We start from the raw sequence: 18,326 nt of genomic DNA on the forward strand, positions 1-18,326 counted from the left end.
CAGGGTCTAGCTTCGATAGAATACGAAAGGTCACGGACTAGGGGTTGCATGGTTACTGCTCACTTACCGCGGGTTCTCGAGCCAGAGGTGATGGACACCCCTGAAGCCGCAGCCGCCTACGATGCCACAGACTTTAGGGCAGTTAACACGGCGTTTTGTGAGGATTTACTGGCGCAGATTACCGAGGCCGATCACCCCCTATCTTTGCTGGATGTCGGCACAGGCACAGCACGAATTCCCCAGATGCTCGCGCAGCGATACCCCCATTGGCACATCACCGCCACGGATCTGAGCGCAGCTATGCTGGCGATCGCCCACACCCATACTCAGCAATGCCCTAACATCACCCTTTGCCCCTGCGATGCCAAGGCACTGCCCTTTACCGACGGTTCCTTTGCCGTAGTTATCAGCAATAGCCTTATTCATCACTTGCCAGATCCACGGCCAGCGTTCGCAGAAATGTTGCGGGTACTGCGCCCCGGCGGGCTGCTCTTTGTGCGGGATCTGATCCGCCCGACCACCCATGAGCACCTCAATACGCTGGTGCAAACCTACGCCCAAGACTGTGATCCACAGCAACGCCAACTCTTTGCCGACTCCCTCCATGCCGCCCTCACCCTTGAGGAAATTAGCAGCATGTTGGCCAATATACCCCAGCCACCCTGCAGCGTTGAGGTGACCGCCACCTCCGATCGCCATTGGACCGTTGTTGCCTACCGCTAACCTAGCCAATTAAAAATAGCGGTTCAGGAAATCCTCAAGAGACTCTAAGGGGAGTTGAAAGTAGTGCTGTACTCGCTCAATGTCGCTGCTAGGACACAAACTTTCGTAGGCCAATAGGGTGCGCAGGGTGCCCATGCTGGCTTCAATGTCACGATTGAATAACCCTAGAAATTGGCGGGCACCGTCGATCGCCCCCAAGGGCAGGTTAACCACAAAAGGGCGTTTATTAAAAAAGCGACCTAGGCGATCGGCAATCTCTTGACGGCTAAAGATTTCTGGATGGGCAATGCTAAAAATCTGGCGATCGCTGGTGTGGCTAGCAATCATAATGCAGCGAGCCAAATCCTCCGGGCTGGTGAGTTGCAGACGGTGCTGCGGATCCCCCAAAATCACATAGATACCAGTTTGCTGAAAGCGCTCCGCAAGGGGAATCAAGCTAGACATTAGGGTGGCACAGCGGAAGATGGTGTAGTTCAAGCCACTGCGGATCAGAGCTTGCTCGGCTTCGTACTTCGCCTTAAGAAAGGGGGAATCGTGGCGATCGCCAGTGACAGCCAACGGGGAAATGAGGGTGACATGGCGCACCTGTTGAGCTTGGGCCGCTTGAATCAGATCAAGGGTGGCACGGTAATCAATAGCGTGGATGTAGCGGCTAATGAGGTGGCTCCCATGGCAGCAGACCAACGCTGTGATCCCCTGCATGGCCTTGGCAATATCCCGTGGCTCTTGGAGGTCGCCAATAAAGACCTCGGCTCCCCACTCCTTCAGCATGTCATACTGGCTCGTGAGGCGCACAAAGGCACGCACCGGCACATTGAGGGACACACAGCGCCGCACCACTCGCAACCCCAGTTGTCCACTTGCGCCTGTGACTAAGTACATGCATTCCAGTCCCAGAGGTGCATTTACTAGCCTAGCGCGATTCCACCTACTCCACTGTGACCGACTTGGCTAAGTTGCGAGGTTGATCCACATCTAAGCCGCGCCGCGCCGCAATATGGTACGCCAGCAATTGCAGCGGAATCACCGTTAAAATTGGCGAGAGAAGTTCATCCACCTCCGGCACGGGCAATAGATCATCAAAGGTGTGCTGTGCTTCAACCTCTGCCATGGGGGTAACGCCAATTAAGCGGGCATCCCGGGCGCGGGCTTCTTGGGCATTAGAGAGTACCTTTTCAAACACACTCCCAGGCATGGCGATCGTGACCACGGGGACTTTAGCATCCAGCAGGGCAATGGGGCCATGTTTCATCTCTCCGGCGGGATAACCCTCGGCATGGATGTAGCTAATTTCCTTGAGTTTAAGGGCACCTTCTAGGGCAATAGGGAAGTTAATGCCACGCCCTAAAAAGATAAAGTCTTGGGTGTCCGAAAAGTTGTGGGACAGCGCTTCGATATAACGCTCTTGGCTTTCTAAAATCAGTTCAATTTGCGCCGGTAGCTGCCGTAGGCCAGCCACCAGTTCAGCGAGGCGATCGCCCCCTAGGGTCTGCCGCTGCCATGCCAACTCCAGCGACAGCAAGTAAAAGGCCATGAGTTGAGCCACAAAGGTTTTCGTTGCAGCAACGCCAATTTCAATGCCTGCATGGGTATCAATAATGGCGGGGACTAACTGCCCCAAGGTGCTTTCAGGGCGGTTGGTAATGCCCAATAGCCGCGCACTCAACGGCGGCTCTAGCCCCTGCCGTCGGCTCAGCTCCATTTCTAGGGCAGCTAGGGTATCCGCCGTCTCACCGGATTGGGTCACCCCAATGGTCAAGGTGTTGGGCAGCAGCGGTGGCGGCGCATAGCGAAACTCCGAGGCGTACTGCACACTCGTGGGAATGTTGGCTAACTGCTCCAGAAGGTATTTGCCGACAAGGCTGGCGTGCCAACTAGTACCACAGGCAACAATTTGAATGAACTCAAGGTCAGCGAGAACCGCAGGTGCCAACCCTAGTTGCACCGGACTATAGGGCGCTTGCGGCTCCCACTCAGGGCGCAGATACACCTCTAAACAAGTGCGCACCACACCGGGTTGCTCATAGATTTCCTTGAGCATATAGTGCTTAAAGCCCTGTTTCTCCACCATGACGGGGTTCCAGTTCAGGGTGCGAGGGGTTTTGCGCAGACGCTGGCCAGCAAAGTCATAGACTTCAACCCCAGTGGGGGTCAATCGCGCCAGTTCACCATTTTCTAGGGGCAGTACCGCGCGAGTATAGGGAATAATGGCGGGAGTATCGGAGGCGCAGAAAAACTCCCCTTGGCCAAAGCCAATGACGAGGGGAGCTTGCTGCCGCGCCACAATCAGTTCATCGGGATAGTCGGCGCAAACAACGGCGATCGCAAACGCCCCTTCTAACTCTTGCACGGCCTTCTGTACCGCCTCCAGCAACCCATTGGGCTGAGGAGTGGCAGGKAAATACTCCGAAATTAAATGGGGAATAACTTCTGTGTCGGTTTCCGAGCGAAAGAGGTGCCCTCGCTCCTGCAACTGTTGCCGCAATTCGCGGTAATTTTCAATGATGCCGTTTTGCACCACCGCAAGGCGATCGCGACTATCCCGATGGGGGTGAGCGTTGTGCTCCTCTGGTTTGCCATGGGTTGCCCAGCGGGTGTGGCCAATGCCAACATGAGCCAGAATTTCGAGTTGCTGAACTTTTTCCGCAAGATTGTGGAGCTTACCCTTGGCGCGCACACATAGAAGTTCACCTTCACTAAGGGTGGCAATGCCCGCCGAATCGTAGCCACGATATTCGAGCTTTTGCAAGCCCTGTAGCAGCACCTCCGCTGCCCGCTGTGGACCGATGTAGCCAACAATGCCACACATAGCAAACCTCTCTATGAGTTGTGAGGACGTTAACGACGGGTGGCAAACTGCGGGAGTTCCACCTGCGGACGTTTCAAGGGGAGCGGTGTCCGGGTACGAAATCGCTGTTGGGTAAACTCAGCCTGCCATGGCTGGATACCAATGGGTTCGACAGCGCGACGCGGAACCCGAGGAACCGATGCCGAGTCTATTTTTGCAGCCCGTAAATGACCTAAATGATTTATCACGGGCAACTGCGAACTGGTACGCCACGATTGCTCGATCTGACTGCGGGAGTTGGCGATCGCCCGCCACTCCTGCTCATCCATCGTCCACTCCATTTTGCGCCACTCACTCATCACCACACACCTACGCCAATGACGTATAAAAATGTTTTGTTTTACGAACTAGGTTATCGGATTTTTAACAAAACGCAAGCCTTGGCTAAAAATTGTCATAGGATGCCTAACGGACAGCCTGCAAACCCTGCCAAGCGCTGTGTTGAGAATTACGCGGAGGCCCTGCCCTCCATGCGATTCCGATAGCCTTCAAGACACTTCACATAGTGTCCTAGGCCAGCGATATTGAGGCGATAGCTACGGGGGTGAGCAATCAGGTAGGCCGTGCTAGTAAAAATTTGCTCGAGTTCCACCAATCCATTTTCCTTGAGGGTGCGCCCGGTGGACACCAGATCCACAATAGCCTCCGCCATGCCGGTCAGCGGTCCAAGTTCCACAGAACCGTAGAGGGGCACAATATCCACTGGCACATCTAACTCTTGGAAAAAGGCATTGGCGCAGCGAACAAATTTTGAAGCCACTCGGCAATGGGGCGGTAAATCGCGGGCACTGCGATAAGGGCTAGTGGCCTTCACAGCCACCGACAGGCGACATCGCCCAAAACCCAGATCTGCTAATTGGGCAACATGGGGAGTCTTTTCCCGCAGAACATCGTAACCCACAATACCCAACTGCGCTTGACCGTACTGCACATACACCGGCACATCTTGGGCACGTACTAGCAAGGCACGCGCCACGCCATCGCGGGAAACGACCTGTAGCTGACGATTATCCGGTTCTAACAGCGCATCAAAATTTAAGCCCACCTGCTGAAAGTAGGCAATGCTCTCTTTTAAGAGAGCACCTTTGGGCAGAGCAATCGTTAACATCCGCTAACCATCATCATATTCAAGGGCAGCAAATACGATGGGAGGTATGATCAAGGTCTCTATGCCGTCTAGAAAACGCCACAGAGATAGTGAACGCATCATAGTCCTGCTGCACATCTAGATCAATTGCAGCATAGCAGGTTGGGGCATCCCTGCTTCAAGCTCTGCAAAATGGACGACCGAAATTCTCTGGCACTGAGCATCTATGCTGTACCCTTCGTCACCATGAACCGCTCTGCCCCTAGTAGGCCACCATACCCGTGCGCCATAAAGTCTAGTGAATGAAAACCTAGTGAATGCGTCAGCGTAGTCTGCTTTCTGTATCCCTAGTATTTCAGTCCTGTAGTGGCTTAACAAACCTCAATGAGCCTTGTATGTAAAAACTGCCTTAAGTTATAGTCTTGAGAGCAAGAAAATTTCTACAATTATGAAGAGTGAACTCAAAATATCTTGGGGGCACTATAACCTTTTAAATATCTTTACTTTATGATAGTGTTATGTCTTCGATGCCTTTTGTCATTGACCATAGAGACTGCGCAGTGAATACTTGATACTTGATATTAGAGAGACTTTTCGATGGAACAGGTAGATATATTGCTTATTGAAACCTTTAGTTACTGTCCACATTTAGAAACAGCTGGCGAGATAGCGCTCGATTTTCATGAAAAAGGATTTGAAGTTATATTCTCATTTATTTTATTCGATAATATTTTAGACTATTCTCCTTCAATAATTAGAAGGACTTTGTTATTTCAGCGCCGAATATACCGAGTTAAAGCGCTCATTAACAAATTAAACAGTAGTGGCCTTTATAAAACAGAAATTTTTGCACCTCAAAGAAATCAAGTCCAACTAATTTTTAATCAAATTAGACCGTCATTGGATGCAGCTAATAATATTGAAGAAATAAAATTAATTTGTTATGATAGCATAAAAATCGGCATGGCAGTGGCCAGTTCCTATATATCATTAATGGGTGATCCATTTCCAAGTATTAATAAGAAAATTATTGCTAGACTATTCAAGGCAGCCATTGCAACTTACTTAGGAACACAGCAATTAATTGAAAAGTTTAAACCATTGACAGTAATAACTTTTAATGGTAGATTCGCAACTTCAAAACCAATCATAGATGTTTGCAAAAACAATGATATACAGATTATGTACCATGAAAGAGGAGCCAATGAAACAAAGTATTTTTTAGATTATTGCTCGCCTCATTCTTTTATATGTCATAGAAAGAATATGAATCTTCTTTGGCAAAGTGATGCACCAGAAGATAAAGTAGCTATTGCAAAGTCATATTTTGAACGTAAAATATCTGGAGAAGGGATAGGGTGGTTTTCTTTTAGTAGAAATCAAGTTAAAAACCTAATTCCAGAACAAAGAAAACTTAAGCGATGGACATACTTTAGCTCTAGTGATGATGAATATGCTGCTGTTGAAGATGCGATTGAGCATCCACTATTTGAGTCACAATTTGAAGCAATTAAATGGTTAATCTCTTTTGTAGATAAAATAGATAATACCGAGTTATTAATTAGAGTTCATCCTCATAAAAAATTTAAGTCCGAAAGATTAAGACGTTGGTGGGAAGATCTAGCAGGTAAAAATGTTACTGTAATTGCAAGTGATTCGCCAATAGATTCCTATGCACTGGCAAACAGCTCTGATTTAGTTATTGTTTACGGATCTACAATTGGCGCTGAAGCTGCATATTTAGGTAAACCTGTGATTGTTCTGGGAGATGCTATTTACAGGAATTTAGGATGTGTTTATGAACCATCATCAATTACAGAATTAGAAGAGATTTTATCTCAAGATAGCCTTTCTGCCAAACCTAAAGAAGCAACTTATCCTTTTGGTTATTACAATTTGAATTACGGAAAAAATTTTCAATACTACAAACCAGAAAACTTATTTTTTGGCAAATTTTTGGGAACTTATCTTAGCTACTATCCGCCTTTAATTCAACCTTTGCACAATTTGGAAATAAAAATCAAAAAAACAATCTTGTCCCGCTTTAGTAAGTCAAAATAGCAGGAAATTCTTGAAACTATGAAAGCACCAGTTTTATTCCTTATTTTCAAACGTCCTGACACCACACGCCGAGTCTTTGAGGCTATCCGGCGGGCACAGCCTCCAAAGCTTTATGTCGCTGCTGATGGCCCGCGCACAAATAAGCTAGGTGAAGCCGAACGCTGTGCAGAAGTGCGATGCATTGCTACGTCAGTTGATTGGCCGTGTGAGGTAAAAATCCTGTTTCGTGAAAAAAACCTAGGCTGCAAGCGAGCAGTAAGCGACGCAATTACTTGGTTCTTTGAATATGAAGAGCAGGGAATCATTCTTGAGGACGATTGCCTACCTCATCCAGATTTTTTTCATTTTTGTGATGTGCTTCTCGAATATTATGCTAGTGATAAACGCGTTTTTGTTATTACTGGCAACAACTTTCAGGATGGGCAAAAACGCGGTAATGCCTCATATTACTTCTCCAAGTATAATCACTGCTGGGGATGGGTAAGCTGGCGACGTGCTTGGAAGCATTATCAAGAGGATATTCCGTTTTACCCCAATTGGATTGCATCGCCTGAATGGTTCGCTCTTAACCCAGATCCAGTTGAGCGCTACTACTGGTCAAAGATATTTGAATCTTTTTGTGCTGGTAAAGTCGACACTTGGGATTATCCTTGGACGGCGAGTGTTTGGTATCAGAATGGTCTAACGGCTACCCCGAACGTCAATTTGATTAGCAACATAGGCTTCGGAGCAGACGCCACACACACAAAGAGAGCCAAAAGCCCCCTTGCAAATAAGCAGACGTTCGAGTTGGGTCAGTTGGTACATACAGATGGCGTGCACCAAGATACCGAAGCAGACCGCTATGTATTTGAGCACGTTTTTGGTGGGCGATTCATGCGTTTTCCTTGGTCAATGTTATACCTMCCCCGCCGCATTGCAGGAAGCATTTATCGACGCTTGCAAGAGAGTGTAGCGTGAATCAATCCACAAAAGTCAACCTTGCCTGTGGCAATATTTAAATAGGATCCGTACTGGCCAAAGCTGGATTCGCAGACATCGTGGATTACACATCCGAATGCCAGCCAGTTTTAAGGCTTCCCGTTCTATCCGGTCGATTTGGATACGTGCGGCAATTCGCGCAAGGGAGCTGAGTCGATGTATATCGAGGCACGTAAATCTGGTGGTGATCACTGAAGCACGAGTATGATCTCACTACTAACTGGTAAAGATGAAGCGCGGGTTATCAAGCGGTTGAGTTCACTAGAGATAGCCCAAAAGTGGCAAGCCACCTTGGGAATCGATGTTGGCGATAATTTCCGGCGCTTGGGTACGATTGAGTATCTACAATGCAATGCGACCGGATTTTGCTGGTACAGTCCATTGAAGGCAGCGGGGGGAGCAGATCTATACGAACAACTTGATAAGTTTGAGTGGTATTACATGAAGGACAAGTGGGAATTCCATTTGGCTGTTGACTTACTCCGGGGAGCAAAATCTATCTTAGAGGTTGGGGTTGGGGTTGGCAGTTTTCTTGAAGCTGCTCGAAGCGCTGGTTTCGATATTGAAGGGGTGGAGCTGAACCCTAAGGCAGCAAAGCGGGCACGTGCACGCGGTTTTACGGTTTACGAATTAATGCTTGAGGAACTCAGCAAAGTGACACTAAAACGCTTTGATGCGATTTGTTCTTTTCAAGTATTAGAGCACATTCCCAATCCAATGAGTTTTCTTAATGGAATGCTAAGTCTGCTCAAGCCTGGGGGCAGGCTTATCCTTTCGGTTCCTAATGCAGCAGTAATGCGTAAAGTTGACCCAGATAACGAGGATTTGCTCAACCAACCACCGCATCATATGAGCCATTGGGATGAGAAAGTATTTCGCTCACTCGAACACTTATTGCCACTCAGGGTCATCTCTGCACATTGCGAACCATTGGCCAGTTATCACATTAGCTGGATGTTGAATGGATATCTGAGAAGCGTGCTGGCACCTCTTGGTAGCACTTTACCTCGTCTATTGATTAATCGTTACACGACCTTCCCTTTGCAGTTAACTTTGCGCATGGGCTTACGTAGGCTGCTACCTGGTCATACTCTGCTTGTTGAATTCAAATACCAACCATAAGCATGCACGTCTTCCACCTCAACTACTCAGACATCGTTGGTGGAGCTGCTCGTGCTGCCTATCGTATCCACTGTGCTTTGCGCACCGCAGACGTGGATTCTAGGTTAATGACTGATGTTGCTATATCTGGGGATTGGACAGTTCAAGCACCAAACAGCAAAATTACTAAGGCATGGGTGGTGCTGCGACCTCATCTGGGTAGTTTAGCCACCCGCCTGTTGCGCACCGACAACCCAGTTCTTCATTCCCCATCCATCTTTCCTTCCGGTCGGTTACGGCGCTTAAACACCTGTGAGGCAGATCTAGTGCACTTGCACTGGGTACAAAATGAAATGCTTTCAGTGGCTGACATTGGCCGCTTGCAAAAACCTCTGGTCTGGACGCTTCATGATATGTGGGCATTTTGCGGGGCAGAGCACTACGCAGAAGATCGGCGCTGGCAAGAGGGCTATCGCGCCAATAATCGTCCAGCCTATGAACGCGGCGTTGACCTCAATCGCTGGACATGGGAGCGTAAACGCAAACACTGGAAACATCCCATCCAAATCGTGACCCCTAGTCAGTGGCTGGCGGCGTGTGTCCGTCAGAGTGCTTTGATGCACGATTGGCCAGTTACTGTGATTCCTAACCCCATCGATACGGAAGCTTGGCAGCCGCTAAACCGTGAGTTGGCACGTAAGCTACTTAATTTACCGCTGGAGGTTCCCTTAGTGCTATTTGGGGCAGTAGGGGGCACTCGTGATCCGCGCAAGGGATTTGACCTATTGCAGGCGGCGTTGCAGTCTCTACAGATTAACGTGTCTGGGTTAGAACTGCTTGTTTTTGGTGAACGTCAACCACAACAACCGCCAGATCTTGGGTTTCCTACTCATTATGTAGGACACCTCTACGATGATGTTAGTTTGCGAATATTGTATAGTGCCGCGGATGTGATGGTTGTTCCGTCCCGTCAGGATAACCTACCCAATACAGCCATTGAATCGATTGCATGTGGTACACCTGTTGTCGCCTTTGCGGTTGGTGGCTTACCAGATATTGTGACTCATCAGCAAACGGGTTATTTGGCCACTCCTTTTGACGCGGCTGATTTGGCTCACGGCATTCAATGGGTGATTGAGGACTCGTATCGTCACGCTCAACTTTGCGCAAATGCCCGGGCGTTTGCAGTTCGGGAGTTTGCCTATCCGGTGGTAGCAAAGCAGTACCTTGCGGTGTATGAGGAGGTGCTAGCGCGGTATCGTACTCAACCTCGGCCTGCTTAAGGTGCTAAATGCGTTGCCTGCGGCGATTTACTGTGGCTGGTGAGAAGCCGCGATTTTTGGTAATATAAATTAACAATTACAATTGCTAAGATTTAGCACCGCTATGACTGCCACGCTTACTCCTAACGTGACCCTACAACAACGAACAACGGCGATCGCCCAGCGGTTAGGCATTCGCAAATTTGATCTAGGCGGTGCCCACGTTGATGAAGTGAGCGTTCAGGTGCAGCAAGGGGAGCCGAAGCAAGTCAAGGCATCCCAGCGATCTGGCATTACGGTGCGGGTCTGGAATGCTGCAGGTCGCTTGGGGGTCACCAGTACTACCCAATTGGATGATCAGGGGCTAGAAACGGCTCTAGGCATGGCGCTGGAAGCCAGCGAGTTTGGGGTAGATGAGCATATTCCAGACTTTAGCCCACTGGCAACGGCACCCCTTGCGGAACTATCGCTGCCAGAGGCACAGCCCCTCGCCCCTGCCAAAATGCTTTTGGATCACCTGATTGCTGCTGAGCAGGAACTTCTTGGCCGCCACCCGGCGATCGCCAGTGTGCCCTACAACGGCCTTAGCCAGCGATGCACAGAGCGGTTTTATCTCAACAGCGATGGCGCCAATCGCCAGCAACGCACTACAACGACGACTCTCTACCTTTACAGCAAAACCGAGGAAGCAGGTCGTAAGCCCCGTAGCGCTGGTGCCATGCGCCTCAGCGCCGATCTCGAGCAATTAGATATTAACGGCTGCATTGAAGAAGTGGCGGACAAAACCATTCGTCATCTTGACTATGCCCCTATTCCATCGGGGCAGTACCCAGTGCTTTTTTCGCCTCAAGCCTTTTTGAGTTTGCTCAATGCCTTTTCTAACCTATTCAATGCTCAAAATATCCTTGATCGTCAAAGCCTGTCGAGTCCTGATTCTCTCCACCAGGCGATCGCTGCGCCACTGCTAACGATTTACGACGATGCCCGCCACCCCCACAATATTGGTCAACCGTTATTTGATGGGGAAGGAACCCCCACTCGCCGCATTCCTTTAATTGAAGCAGGTTGCCTTACGGGGCTATACCACAGCGCGGGCACGGCGGTTCGCTTTGGCTGCCAACCGACAGGTCATGCCAACCTAGGCGCTAAAGTCACCGTCAGTGGCTATTTTTACGATGTGCTGCCGGGTCAGACAACGGCGGCTCAGTACCGGCGCGATCGCGCCGATGGCGTTGTCTGGATTGATGAACTCCATGCCCTGCACGCCGGGGTCAAAGCTCTTCAAGGCTCGTTTTCCTTACCCTTTGATGGGTGGCTCCTACGGAATGGAGACGCGATTAGCATTGAATCTGCCACAGTTGCTGGGGACATTCGCACCCTGCTGCACCAGATTCTTTACCTTGCGCCAGAGCCAGCATTTACCCCCTATGGAATGTGCCCTGAGGTCTGGGCTGCTCCCTTGGCGATTACTGGTGAGTAAACTTCCCCGCCCTAGAAGGGCGAGGCTTTCTGTAGCCCTCCGGCTATCTCGCAAGCTAGCCAGGAGCCTCCAGGCAGCGTTACGGACTGCCCCAAAAGCGCAATATTGATTGCGCCATTTAGGTCTGCATCACCAATCCATCCGCAATGCCCACACCTGAACTTTTTTTCAGTTCTCAACCCAATATGCAAGCAACAATGGCAGGTTTGACTGGTATAGGCAGGTGGTACAGCAACCACCTCAACTCCTTCCTTGATACCCTTGTATTCCAGGAATTGTCGCAACTGATAGAACGCCCAACTGTTAGACCGTCTCCGCTCGGTCGTGTTTCTCGGTTGCTGGTTGATTCTATCGCGAATGCCGGTCAAATCCTCGATAGCAACAATGGCATGGAGGTGTTTTGCTTCACGAATGATGGATGCACTGATGGAATGATTGAGCCATCGCTGAAAACGTCTCTCCCTCCCCGACAGCCGTTGCAGGATTTGTCGGCATCTACGCCGACTCGACCGTGTGCCCTTCGAGGCTTTTTGCTGGAGCGATGCTCTCACTTTGGCGAAATGATCTCGGACTTGATTCAACTGCTTAGCATCCCACCCTTTACCGGTACTAGTTTTAGCGATTTCACGCCGACCGAAATCAACGCCAATCCCCTTGTCCGACCGAATGGGTTCAGGAGCGTCGTCGCTCAGTTGAATGTGGATGTAGTATCGTCCATCTCTGTGCTTGCACAGTTGAGCCGACGTGGGTTTACGCCCCTTCAGCTTGCCGCGCTGGTAGTGTCCTATGTCCAGGTTGATGTGTTCTCTACATCCCAGCAGGGTCAGGCTGACTGTCCAATCCGTCTCCCGAAAAGAGAAGATTCGGGCATCGTAGTCTGCCGAAGTTGGACGAAACGCTTTGACAGGTTTGCCCTTCACTTTGGCTGTTTTTCGATTCGCCCCAACCCTAGCACAAACCCTGACTGCCTGATTAGCACTCAACCCAAACTGTTCTCGCAGGTCGTTATAGACCAACGACTGAATCATTGTTTTGCTGGTTGTTTTGGGTTTGACGCGCTCATTGGCATAGTTGCAAGCAGCAGCAAACGCCTGAAGCACTGCCTCAATCTTGGCATTTTGTTCGGGTGTGGTTGCAAGTTTGCAAACTAGTGTCAGAGTTTGTTTCATCCTTTTATATTCTCACCCGTGTTCTCACCCGTGACTATGAAAAACAAGCGTACTAAACCTGGCAATTTCGGGGGTATTGAACCCCTCTCAATTGCCGCTCCTGTCCCTCCCCGACCTGAAGGTGCGGGGCTTCTCGGAGGTTTTCGGTGAGGAGGCAAGCTGTTGCCAAGAACTTTGCCAAAGGTTCCCTGCCAAGGGGAAAATGTAAGGGCAATCCTGCCGTTTTTGTCTGGTTATGCCCGTTTCGCTGCCACCCACCTTTGACGTATGGTCTGAGCATGACTTTTGTACCCATGTCAGTGGGGTGATAGCGGCTGCCCAGCAAGCCGGATGTCAGTTCCTTAGCGTTGGGGCAGCATTACCGGCCATTGATCCCCTGAGGGTTATGGCCGCACTGATGCACGCAAGTGGCCAAACGGATCACTTTTACATTGAGCAACCTCACCCCGGAGAGATTGTTGCCGCCTGTGGGCGAGTTGCTGCTACTGTAGCCACTGGAGAGCAGCGGTTTCAAGCCCTCCAAGGCTTTAGTGAACAGACCCTCAACCATATTTGGGCGGCTGCCCCTGCGGAACCACGGGTGTTCTGCCAGTTCGCCTTCCGGGATGCTGCGACCACCGCCATGAACCGCGCTTTTTTACCCCGCTGGCAAATTATTCAACGCCAAGGCCACGCCTTCCTAACGCTAAACGGTCGCCTCGACGGGTTGAGCAGCTCTGAGGTATCCCTGTGGCAGGACTGGCAATTGCTGTGGAGCACGCTGGCCAGTGTCCTTGAAACACCTGTATCGTCCCCCCCGCCACTGGCGATCGCCCTTCCCTCCCTAGCAGAGCAATCACAGTCCTTCATCACCGGCGTCAACCGTGCCCTCAAACTCTTAGACGAGGGGCTGCTAGAAAAACTGGTTCTTGCCTGTACCACAACCATTGAGCACCCTACTGGCTTTAACTGGCTAGGCACCCTGCAAAACCTACGCCAGCAGTACCGCAATTGTTACGTCTTTAGCGTCGGCTCCAATTGGCAGGATGTTTTTTTAGGGGCCAGCCCAGAGCGACTGGTGAGCATCGGGGATGGCTTGCTTTGGGCAGATGCCCTTGCAGGGTCGCGCCCTCGTGGACAAACCGATCACGAAGACCAAACCCTACGCCACGGACTGTACCATAGCCCCAAAGAGCGACATGAGCATCAGGTCATTGTTGAGTTTCTCTGCCAAACCCTAGATCAGATGGGGATGACCTGTGAATTTTCCACAGAGCCACGGATCTTAGAATTGAGCAATATTCAGCATCTACAAACGCTGATTCAGGCACGGGTTTGCCAACCCATCCATATCCTAGAGATTGTTGCGGCTCTGCACCCCACGCCCGCAGTGGCGGGCTACCCCCGCGCCACGGCACGACACTGGCTAAGCCATTTAGAACAGTTTGACCGTCATGGCTATGCCGCTCCCCTCGGCTGGGTAACCCCTCAAGGGGAAGGTGAATTTATTGTGGGGATTCGCTCCGCCCACCTCCAGGGACAGTACGCCCATTTATTTGCAGGAGCGGGAATTGTCAAAGGCTCCGAGCCAGAGCGAGAGTGGCAGGAAATCCTCCTAAAGCTACAGGCAATGATATCGGCTCTTGCCTAGCGGTGTGGCGGCGGTTTCTTAGTCATCGTCAGCATTGGCAGGGGTTGCGATGACTGGGGCGGCAGGGCATACTGTGCCACTTTCTCCGGTAAGGAACGCTGCCGTGGAGATTGCAACCAACGGTACACAAGTGCACTGCCCATGAGTCCAACCCCTACAACCAGCAACCCGCCATATCCCCCCGCCCCTCCAATGGCCAAATCGACACTCCCCATCACCACCAGAAAGGCAGAAATGGGTTCTTTGCGATAGGCGGTACGCAGAAAACGCGGATAAATCATAGGTTGTTGTGCGGTTGAGTCAACATCAGCATACTAAAGAGATTGCGATCGCAGTGCAGATGAAGTAGCAATTTTTGTATTGGGGCACCACAGATGCAGAATCTCTCAACCCTTCTAACTCCTATCCTGACAAATTTGCGCGAGCCTGTGCACAGGGCTGAGGCAGATACTTCTACCCCAACCCCTAGGTGGCTCAAGACGGCAGAACGCCTAGTAGGTCTCGACGTGCCAGCGACCTTCTTTTTTCAGGGTGCCTTTGAGGAAGTCTTGCCAGTCAGCGCCGTTTTTCGCGGCGGCAGCGGTCATGGCTTCATCAATGCCCGGCTCCATGCCCTTTAGACCACACATATAAACGTGGGTATTCTTCTTCTGCAGCAGTTGCCATAGTTCGTCGGCGTGTTCGGCAATACGGTTCTGGATGTACATTTTGCCACCATCGGCGGTTTTTTKCTCGCGACTAATGGCGTAGGTGAGCCGGAAGTGATCGGGATACTTCTGTTGTAACTCTTCGAGTTGCTCTTTGTAGAGAATGTTAGCTGTGTAGGCAACGCCAAAGAAGAGCCACGCTAAGCCTTTAAACTGATAGTCTGCATGCTGCTCTTTGAACATCCGCCACAGGAAGGCGCGGAAGGGGGCAATCCCTGTACCGGTGGCCAGCATGATAATGGTTGCTTCGGGATCATCGGGGAGGAGCATTTCCTTACCGACAGGGCCGGTAATTTTGACTTCGTCTCCGGGCTGTAACTTGTTCAGATAGGAGGAGCACACACCATAGACGGTTTCCCCCGTTTCCTTGTCTTTGTACTCTAATTGGCGCACACACAACGAGACGGTTTTATCGTCTAGGTGATCGCCATGGCGGGTGGAGGCAATGGAGTAGAGGCGCAGTTTGTGGGGTTTGCCGTTGGCATCGGTGCCCGCTGGAATAATGCCAATACTCTGACCCTCTAGATAGCGTAAATCGGTGTTGGAAATGTCAAAGACAATGTGCTTGACGGTGCCTTCACCGCCTTCTTTGACTAATTCTTCGTTAGAGATGACTTTGCCGATACAGGGATTGTTGGGGCGGTAAATATTGACGGGAATATCAACTTTCTTTTCTTTTGCTGGTTGAGGCGCAGCGGCTTCAGGAGTGCTAGGAGGGGTTGGCTGGGTATTAGCCTGTAAAGGAGCAGAGCCATCAAGGGGTTGAATGCTGATGATTTTGCCTCCCCAGCGGCTAATTTGCTGCATAAACTGGTTCATGCGCTCATAGGGGACGTTAAAAAATTGGCTGCCACTGTTGCGAATGGAATGATTCGTTTTATCGGTTTCAGCATTTTGCCGCAGTCCTACCACTTCATAGCGGAACACCCGACTGCCAAAGTTGGTCGCGTTATACATTGGTTACACCATCTCCAAAAATCATTAACTCAGCTTTACATTCTGCAACAGAACGTCCCAACCGCGATACTCAATTACGTTTCGGCGACAGGAATGACCCTTTTTACTGCTACCGCAGATTTTTGGCCACACATATTATACCGACCTCAGGCAACGGCTAGGGGTGCTGATCCGCTTGCTGGCGGTACCTGAGGGGTTGGTTGAGGTCATTCACGGCAGTGGGGTAGGTTTGAATACTGTAGCGATCGCGCCCGGAGCGTTTGGCATGGTACAGAGCCACATCTGCACTGGCGATCAGCTCAGCAATGGGGCAATCGATAGAGCTGGCGGTGGCAATACAAATTCCTGCGCTGAGGGTGAGGTAGGGTTGCACTGGGGAGGCCGCGTGGGGAATGTTGAGACTGCGAATGTAGTTAAGAATGCGCTGCAGGACGCAGATAGCGACATCATGGTGGGTTTGCCGCAACAGGAGAACAAATTCTTCGCCGCCATAGCGCGCCACCAGATCTGCCTCGCGCACTTGGGATCGGATGGCTTTGGCAACCCGCTGCAAGGCGCGATCGCCCGCCAGATGCCCATAGGTGTCGTTGTAGAGCTTAAAGTGATCGATATCGAGCATGGCAACTGCTAGGGGCGTAGAGTGGCTGTAGGCTTCGTGCCATCCATGGCGTAACCCAGCTTCAAAGGCGCGCCGATTGGCTAATTGGGTGAGGCTGTCGCGATGGGACATACTCTGGAGGTAGCGGTTCTCGGCCTCTAGGGCGTGCTGTCGTTGCTCTAGTTCAACGATCAGGGCTGTTTGTCGAGCCATCTGTTGCCGCAGTTTTTCAAATTGATACCGCTGTTGAATAAACGCTTGGAGGAACTGCCGCTGTTTGCGCACCCGTAATAGAATGAGGGGAGACTTTAGAAAGTGAATGCCAACGGCTTCGACTTCAATTTTCTGCGCCTGATTTGCTGCTTGCTTCAGAACTAAACTACCGGGTACCATTGTGGTGGCCTGCTGCCAAAGTTTTAGCTTCTTCTGCAATTGCTCTGTGGGAGTGGCCACCCAGGCCGCAATGGATTGACCGAGGAACGGATCACCACTGCACCGATGGTTGTCTTCAATACGACCAAAAAACTCACGGGCAGCGCTATTGATCGCTAGAATCTTGCCTGCGCTATCGAGCACAAGGATTGGCTCTGGCAGCAGCTCAATCCATAACGCTAAGCCTGACGTGCTATCCATCATTGCCCCTGCTGTTAACAACTTGGCGAACTGTCAATCGTCTTTTGACTGCTCTAGTTTGTAGTACTCTCGACCCATCGCGGCTTGGGCAGCTGCTGAAGGGCGGGTATAAACCACGACGCGACAGCCCTGATCACCGTTCGCGATCGCCCCTTCAATGCACACTTTGGCATAGCCTAGGTGGTGGGCGGTAATCACGCCAAAGACATTGGAGGTCATCATGCATAGGGATGGATGCCCCACAACCCTGCTGCCCAAAGGACAGCGGTGATTCCCAAGAACAATGCGATCGGCATCTTGCTCGACAATAAAAAACTGTCCTTCAATGCGATTTTTCAGATCAACAAGAATTTTGGCGACAACCTCCGGCGGCACGAGGCGATCGCCCATTGCCTCTTGGTAAATTTGATTGATCTCATTGCCCATCTGCTGCCCCACAAGGGCAACGAACCCCGCGGCATCCTCAACCCCCACAACCTCCTCAAGGGTACCGGCCAGATAGCTCAGCAAACTTTGCAGGAAACTAGATAGCTTTAGGGGCACCTCAAGGGTGCTAGCATCAGAGTTAGCCTCGGAAGAAGCAATATCCGCACTAGCCATAAGCGCCTATAACGTGTTTTGTGGTGTTTTATGGGTATGAAAAATTTATAGAAAATGGAGGGCACGGGAACCAGATAAACCCCCTTCCTTCAGGTCGGGGATACAGAATGGTTCCCGCGCCGCTGCAAAGCGGCAGAGTTGATCAACCCTGGCACTCTTTCGATATAGCGCTTAACGGTTTGAGCCGACACATTGCCACAGGTTCCCCAATAAAACGACCTGGCCCAAAGCGGATCTTTTTGGCAGAGCTGCTTCAGCCAGGGAAACTCCATCCTAAGATGCCGTGAACTGTAGCCTTTCAGGATGTTCACGACTTGAGACGCTGACATTCTGGGCGGGAATGATGCAAAAACGTGAACGTGGTCTATCAGGGTGCGGTCAATCTCAATGTCATTGTTCGCCGCCGCCTCTCGGATATACCGCTTCGTGGCCTCAATGATCGCCTCATCCCGAAAGATTTTGCGCCGCTTAAAGGGTAAGATCGGAAGA

At 50.8% G+C, this 18,326-nt stretch carries 17 protein-coding genes; 7 read left to right on the plus strand and 10 right to left on the minus strand.

The genetic code is table 11. The annotated features are described in order from the left end of the window. Positions 1 to 48 precede the first annotated feature (48 nt). On the plus strand, positions 49 to 723 hold the full coding sequence (locus L5220_RS07540) for a class I SAM-dependent methyltransferase (protein ID WP_099798116.1): 675 nt from the start codon (positions 49 to 51) through the stop codon (positions 721 to 723). A gap of 9 nt (positions 724 to 732) precedes the next feature. Here the strand turns inward: L5220_RS07540 and L5220_RS07545 are convergent, their stop codons facing one another. From L5220_RS07545 to hisG, 4 genes are all read right to left on the minus strand, one after another. Then, positions 733 to 1,605 carry an SDR family oxidoreductase gene (locus L5220_RS07545; RefSeq protein ID WP_499572707.1) on the minus strand — a complete coding sequence of 291 codons (873 nt, stop codon included), beginning with the start codon at positions 1,603 to 1,605 and terminating at the stop codon, positions 733 to 735. Between the two features lie 46 nt (positions 1,606 to 1,651). Then, positions 1,652 to 3,532 carry a glutamine--fructose-6-phosphate transaminase (isomerizing) gene (gene glmS, locus L5220_RS07550; RefSeq protein WP_499572709.1) on the minus strand — a complete coding sequence of 627 codons (1,881 nt, stop codon included), beginning with the start codon at positions 3,530 to 3,532 and terminating at the stop codon, positions 1,652 to 1,654. A gap of 29 nt (positions 3,533 to 3,561) precedes the next feature. After that, positions 3,562 to 3,870 carry a hypothetical protein gene (locus L5220_RS07555; RefSeq protein WP_499572711.1) on the minus strand — a complete coding sequence of 103 codons (309 nt, stop codon included), beginning with the start codon at positions 3,868 to 3,870 and terminating at the stop codon, positions 3,562 to 3,564. 149 nt (positions 3,871 to 4,019) lie between these two features. Next, on the minus strand, positions 4,020 to 4,679 hold the full coding sequence (gene hisG, locus L5220_RS07560; protein WP_099798109.1) for an ATP phosphoribosyltransferase: 660 nt from the start codon (positions 4,677 to 4,679) through the stop codon (positions 4,020 to 4,022). A 576-nt stretch (positions 4,680 to 5,255) separates the two neighbouring features. On the opposite strand from hisG, the gene L5220_RS07565 reads away from it, so the two are divergent. From L5220_RS07565 to L5220_RS07585, 5 genes are all read left to right on the plus strand, one after another. After that, positions 5,256 to 6,719, plus strand: coding sequence for a capsular polysaccharide export protein, LipB/KpsS family (locus tag L5220_RS07565; protein ID WP_499572712.1), 1,464 nt, complete (start codon positions 5,256 to 5,258; stop codon positions 6,717 to 6,719). An 18-nt stretch (positions 6,720 to 6,737) separates the two neighbouring features. Continuing rightward, entirely contained in the window at positions 6,738 to 7,679 is a 942-nt protein-coding gene (locus tag L5220_RS07570) for a glycosyltransferase family 2 protein (protein ID WP_499572714.1), read from the plus strand. 225 nt (positions 7,680 to 7,904) lie between these two features. Beyond that, positions 7,905 to 8,822: a class I SAM-dependent methyltransferase gene (locus L5220_RS07575; RefSeq protein WP_499572716.1), complete on the plus strand. Its 918-nt coding sequence runs from the start codon at positions 7,905 to 7,907 to the stop codon at positions 8,820 to 8,822. Positions 8,823 to 8,824: 2 nt separating this feature from the next. Beyond that, positions 8,825 to 10,084 carry a glycosyltransferase family 4 protein gene (locus tag L5220_RS07580; protein ID WP_499572718.1) on the plus strand — a complete coding sequence of 420 codons (1,260 nt, stop codon included), beginning with the start codon at positions 8,825 to 8,827 and terminating at the stop codon, positions 10,082 to 10,084. A gap of 103 nt (positions 10,085 to 10,187) precedes the next feature. Further along, complete coding sequence (locus tag L5220_RS07585) at positions 10,188 to 11,543, plus strand: TldD/PmbA family protein (RefSeq protein WP_499572720.1); 1,356 nt, start codon at positions 10,188 to 10,190, stop codon at positions 11,541 to 11,543. 11 nt (positions 11,544 to 11,554) lie between these two features. Here L5220_RS07585 and L5220_RS07590 read toward each other — a convergent pair whose 3' ends face one another. After that, positions 11,555 to 12,712 (minus strand): RNA-guided endonuclease InsQ/TnpB family protein, encoded by a 1,158-nt coding sequence (locus tag L5220_RS07590; RefSeq protein WP_499572722.1) that lies wholly within the window; start codon positions 12,710 to 12,712, stop codon positions 11,555 to 11,557. A 235-nt stretch (positions 12,713 to 12,947) separates the two neighbouring features. Between L5220_RS07590 and L5220_RS07595 the strand changes: the two genes are divergently transcribed. After that, complete coding sequence (locus tag L5220_RS07595; protein ID WP_448526816.1) at positions 12,948 to 14,342, plus strand: isochorismate synthase; 1,395 nt, start codon at positions 12,948 to 12,950, stop codon at positions 14,340 to 14,342. Here L5220_RS07595 and L5220_RS07600 read toward each other — a convergent pair. The 5 genes from L5220_RS07600 to tnpA form a co-directional block, all read right to left on the minus strand. Next, positions 14,339 to 14,623 carry a hypothetical protein gene (locus L5220_RS07600; RefSeq protein ID WP_099798369.1) on the minus strand — a complete coding sequence of 95 codons (285 nt, stop codon included), beginning with the start codon at positions 14,621 to 14,623 and terminating at the stop codon, positions 14,339 to 14,341. The two genes, L5220_RS07595 and L5220_RS07600, sit on opposite strands and share 4 nt — an antisense overlap. A 210-nt stretch (positions 14,624 to 14,833) precedes the next feature. Further along, positions 14,834 to 16,006 (minus strand): bifunctional rod-capping linker CpcD/ferredoxin--NADP reductase PetH, encoded by a 1,173-nt coding sequence (gene cpcD/petH, locus L5220_RS07605; protein ID WP_499572725.1) that lies wholly within the window; start codon positions 16,004 to 16,006, stop codon positions 14,834 to 14,836. Positions 16,007 to 16,163: 157 nt separating this feature from the next. Then, positions 16,164 to 17,237, minus strand: coding sequence for a GGDEF domain-containing protein (locus tag L5220_RS07610; protein ID WP_499572727.1), 1,074 nt, complete (start codon positions 17,235 to 17,237; stop codon positions 16,164 to 16,166). Positions 17,238 to 17,270: 33 nt separating this feature from the next. Beyond that, entirely contained in the window at positions 17,271 to 17,837 is a 567-nt protein-coding gene (locus L5220_RS07615) for a methanogen output domain 1-containing protein (protein ID WP_499572728.1), read from the minus strand. 89 nt (positions 17,838 to 17,926) lie between these two features. Then, positions 17,927 to 18,326: IS200/IS605 family transposase (gene tnpA / locus L5220_RS07620; protein ID WP_499572730.1), on the minus strand; the 400-nt coding region annotated here is incomplete at its 5' end.

Source organism: Synechococcus sp. PCC 6716 (assembly GCF_022570815.1).
GTDB classification, from domain to species: Bacteria; Cyanobacteriota; Cyanobacteriia; order Thermosynechococcales; family Thermosynechococcaceae; genus Thermosynechococcus; species Thermosynechococcus lividus.

Coding starts and splice junctions, on each gene's coding strand:
- L5220_RS07540 (WP_099798116.1), top strand. CDS start 49: ATGGTTACTGCTCACTTACCGCGGGTTCTCGAGCCAGAGGTGATGGAC.
- L5220_RS07545 (WP_499572707.1), bottom strand. CDS start 1,605: ATGTACTTAGTCACAGGCGCAAGTGGACAACTGGGGTTGCGAGTGGTG.
- L5220_RS07555 (WP_499572711.1), bottom strand. CDS start 3,870: ATGAGTGAGTGGCGCAAAATGGAGTGGACGATGGATGAGCAGGAGTGG.
- hisG (WP_099798109.1), bottom strand. CDS start 4,679: ATGTTAACGATTGCTCTGCCCAAAGGTGCTCTCTTAAAAGAGAGCATT.
- L5220_RS07565 (WP_499572712.1), top strand. CDS start 5,256: ATGGAACAGGTAGATATATTGCTTATTGAAACCTTTAGTTACTGTCCA.
- L5220_RS07575 (WP_499572716.1), top strand. CDS start 7,905: ATGATCTCACTACTAACTGGTAAAGATGAAGCGCGGGTTATCAAGCGG.
- L5220_RS07580 (WP_499572718.1), top strand. CDS start 8,825: ATGCACGTCTTCCACCTCAACTACTCAGACATCGTTGGTGGAGCTGCT.
- L5220_RS07585 (WP_499572720.1), top strand. CDS start 10,188: ATGACTGCCACGCTTACTCCTAACGTGACCCTACAACAACGAACAACG.
- L5220_RS07590 (WP_499572722.1), bottom strand. CDS start 12,712: ATGAAACAAACTCTGACACTAGTTTGCAAACTTGCAACCACACCCGAA.
- L5220_RS07595 (WP_448526816.1), top strand. CDS start 12,948: ATGCCCGTTTCGCTGCCACCCACCTTTGACGTATGGTCTGAGCATGAC.
- L5220_RS07600 (WP_099798369.1), bottom strand. CDS start 14,623: ATGATTTATCCGCGTTTTCTGCGTACCGCCTATCGCAAAGAACCCATT.
- L5220_RS07610 (WP_499572727.1), bottom strand. CDS start 17,237: ATGGATAGCACGTCAGGCTTAGCGTTATGGATTGAGCTGCTGCCAGAG.
- L5220_RS07615 (WP_499572728.1), bottom strand. CDS start 17,837: ATGGCTAGTGCGGATATTGCTTCTTCCGAGGCTAACTCTGATGCTAGC.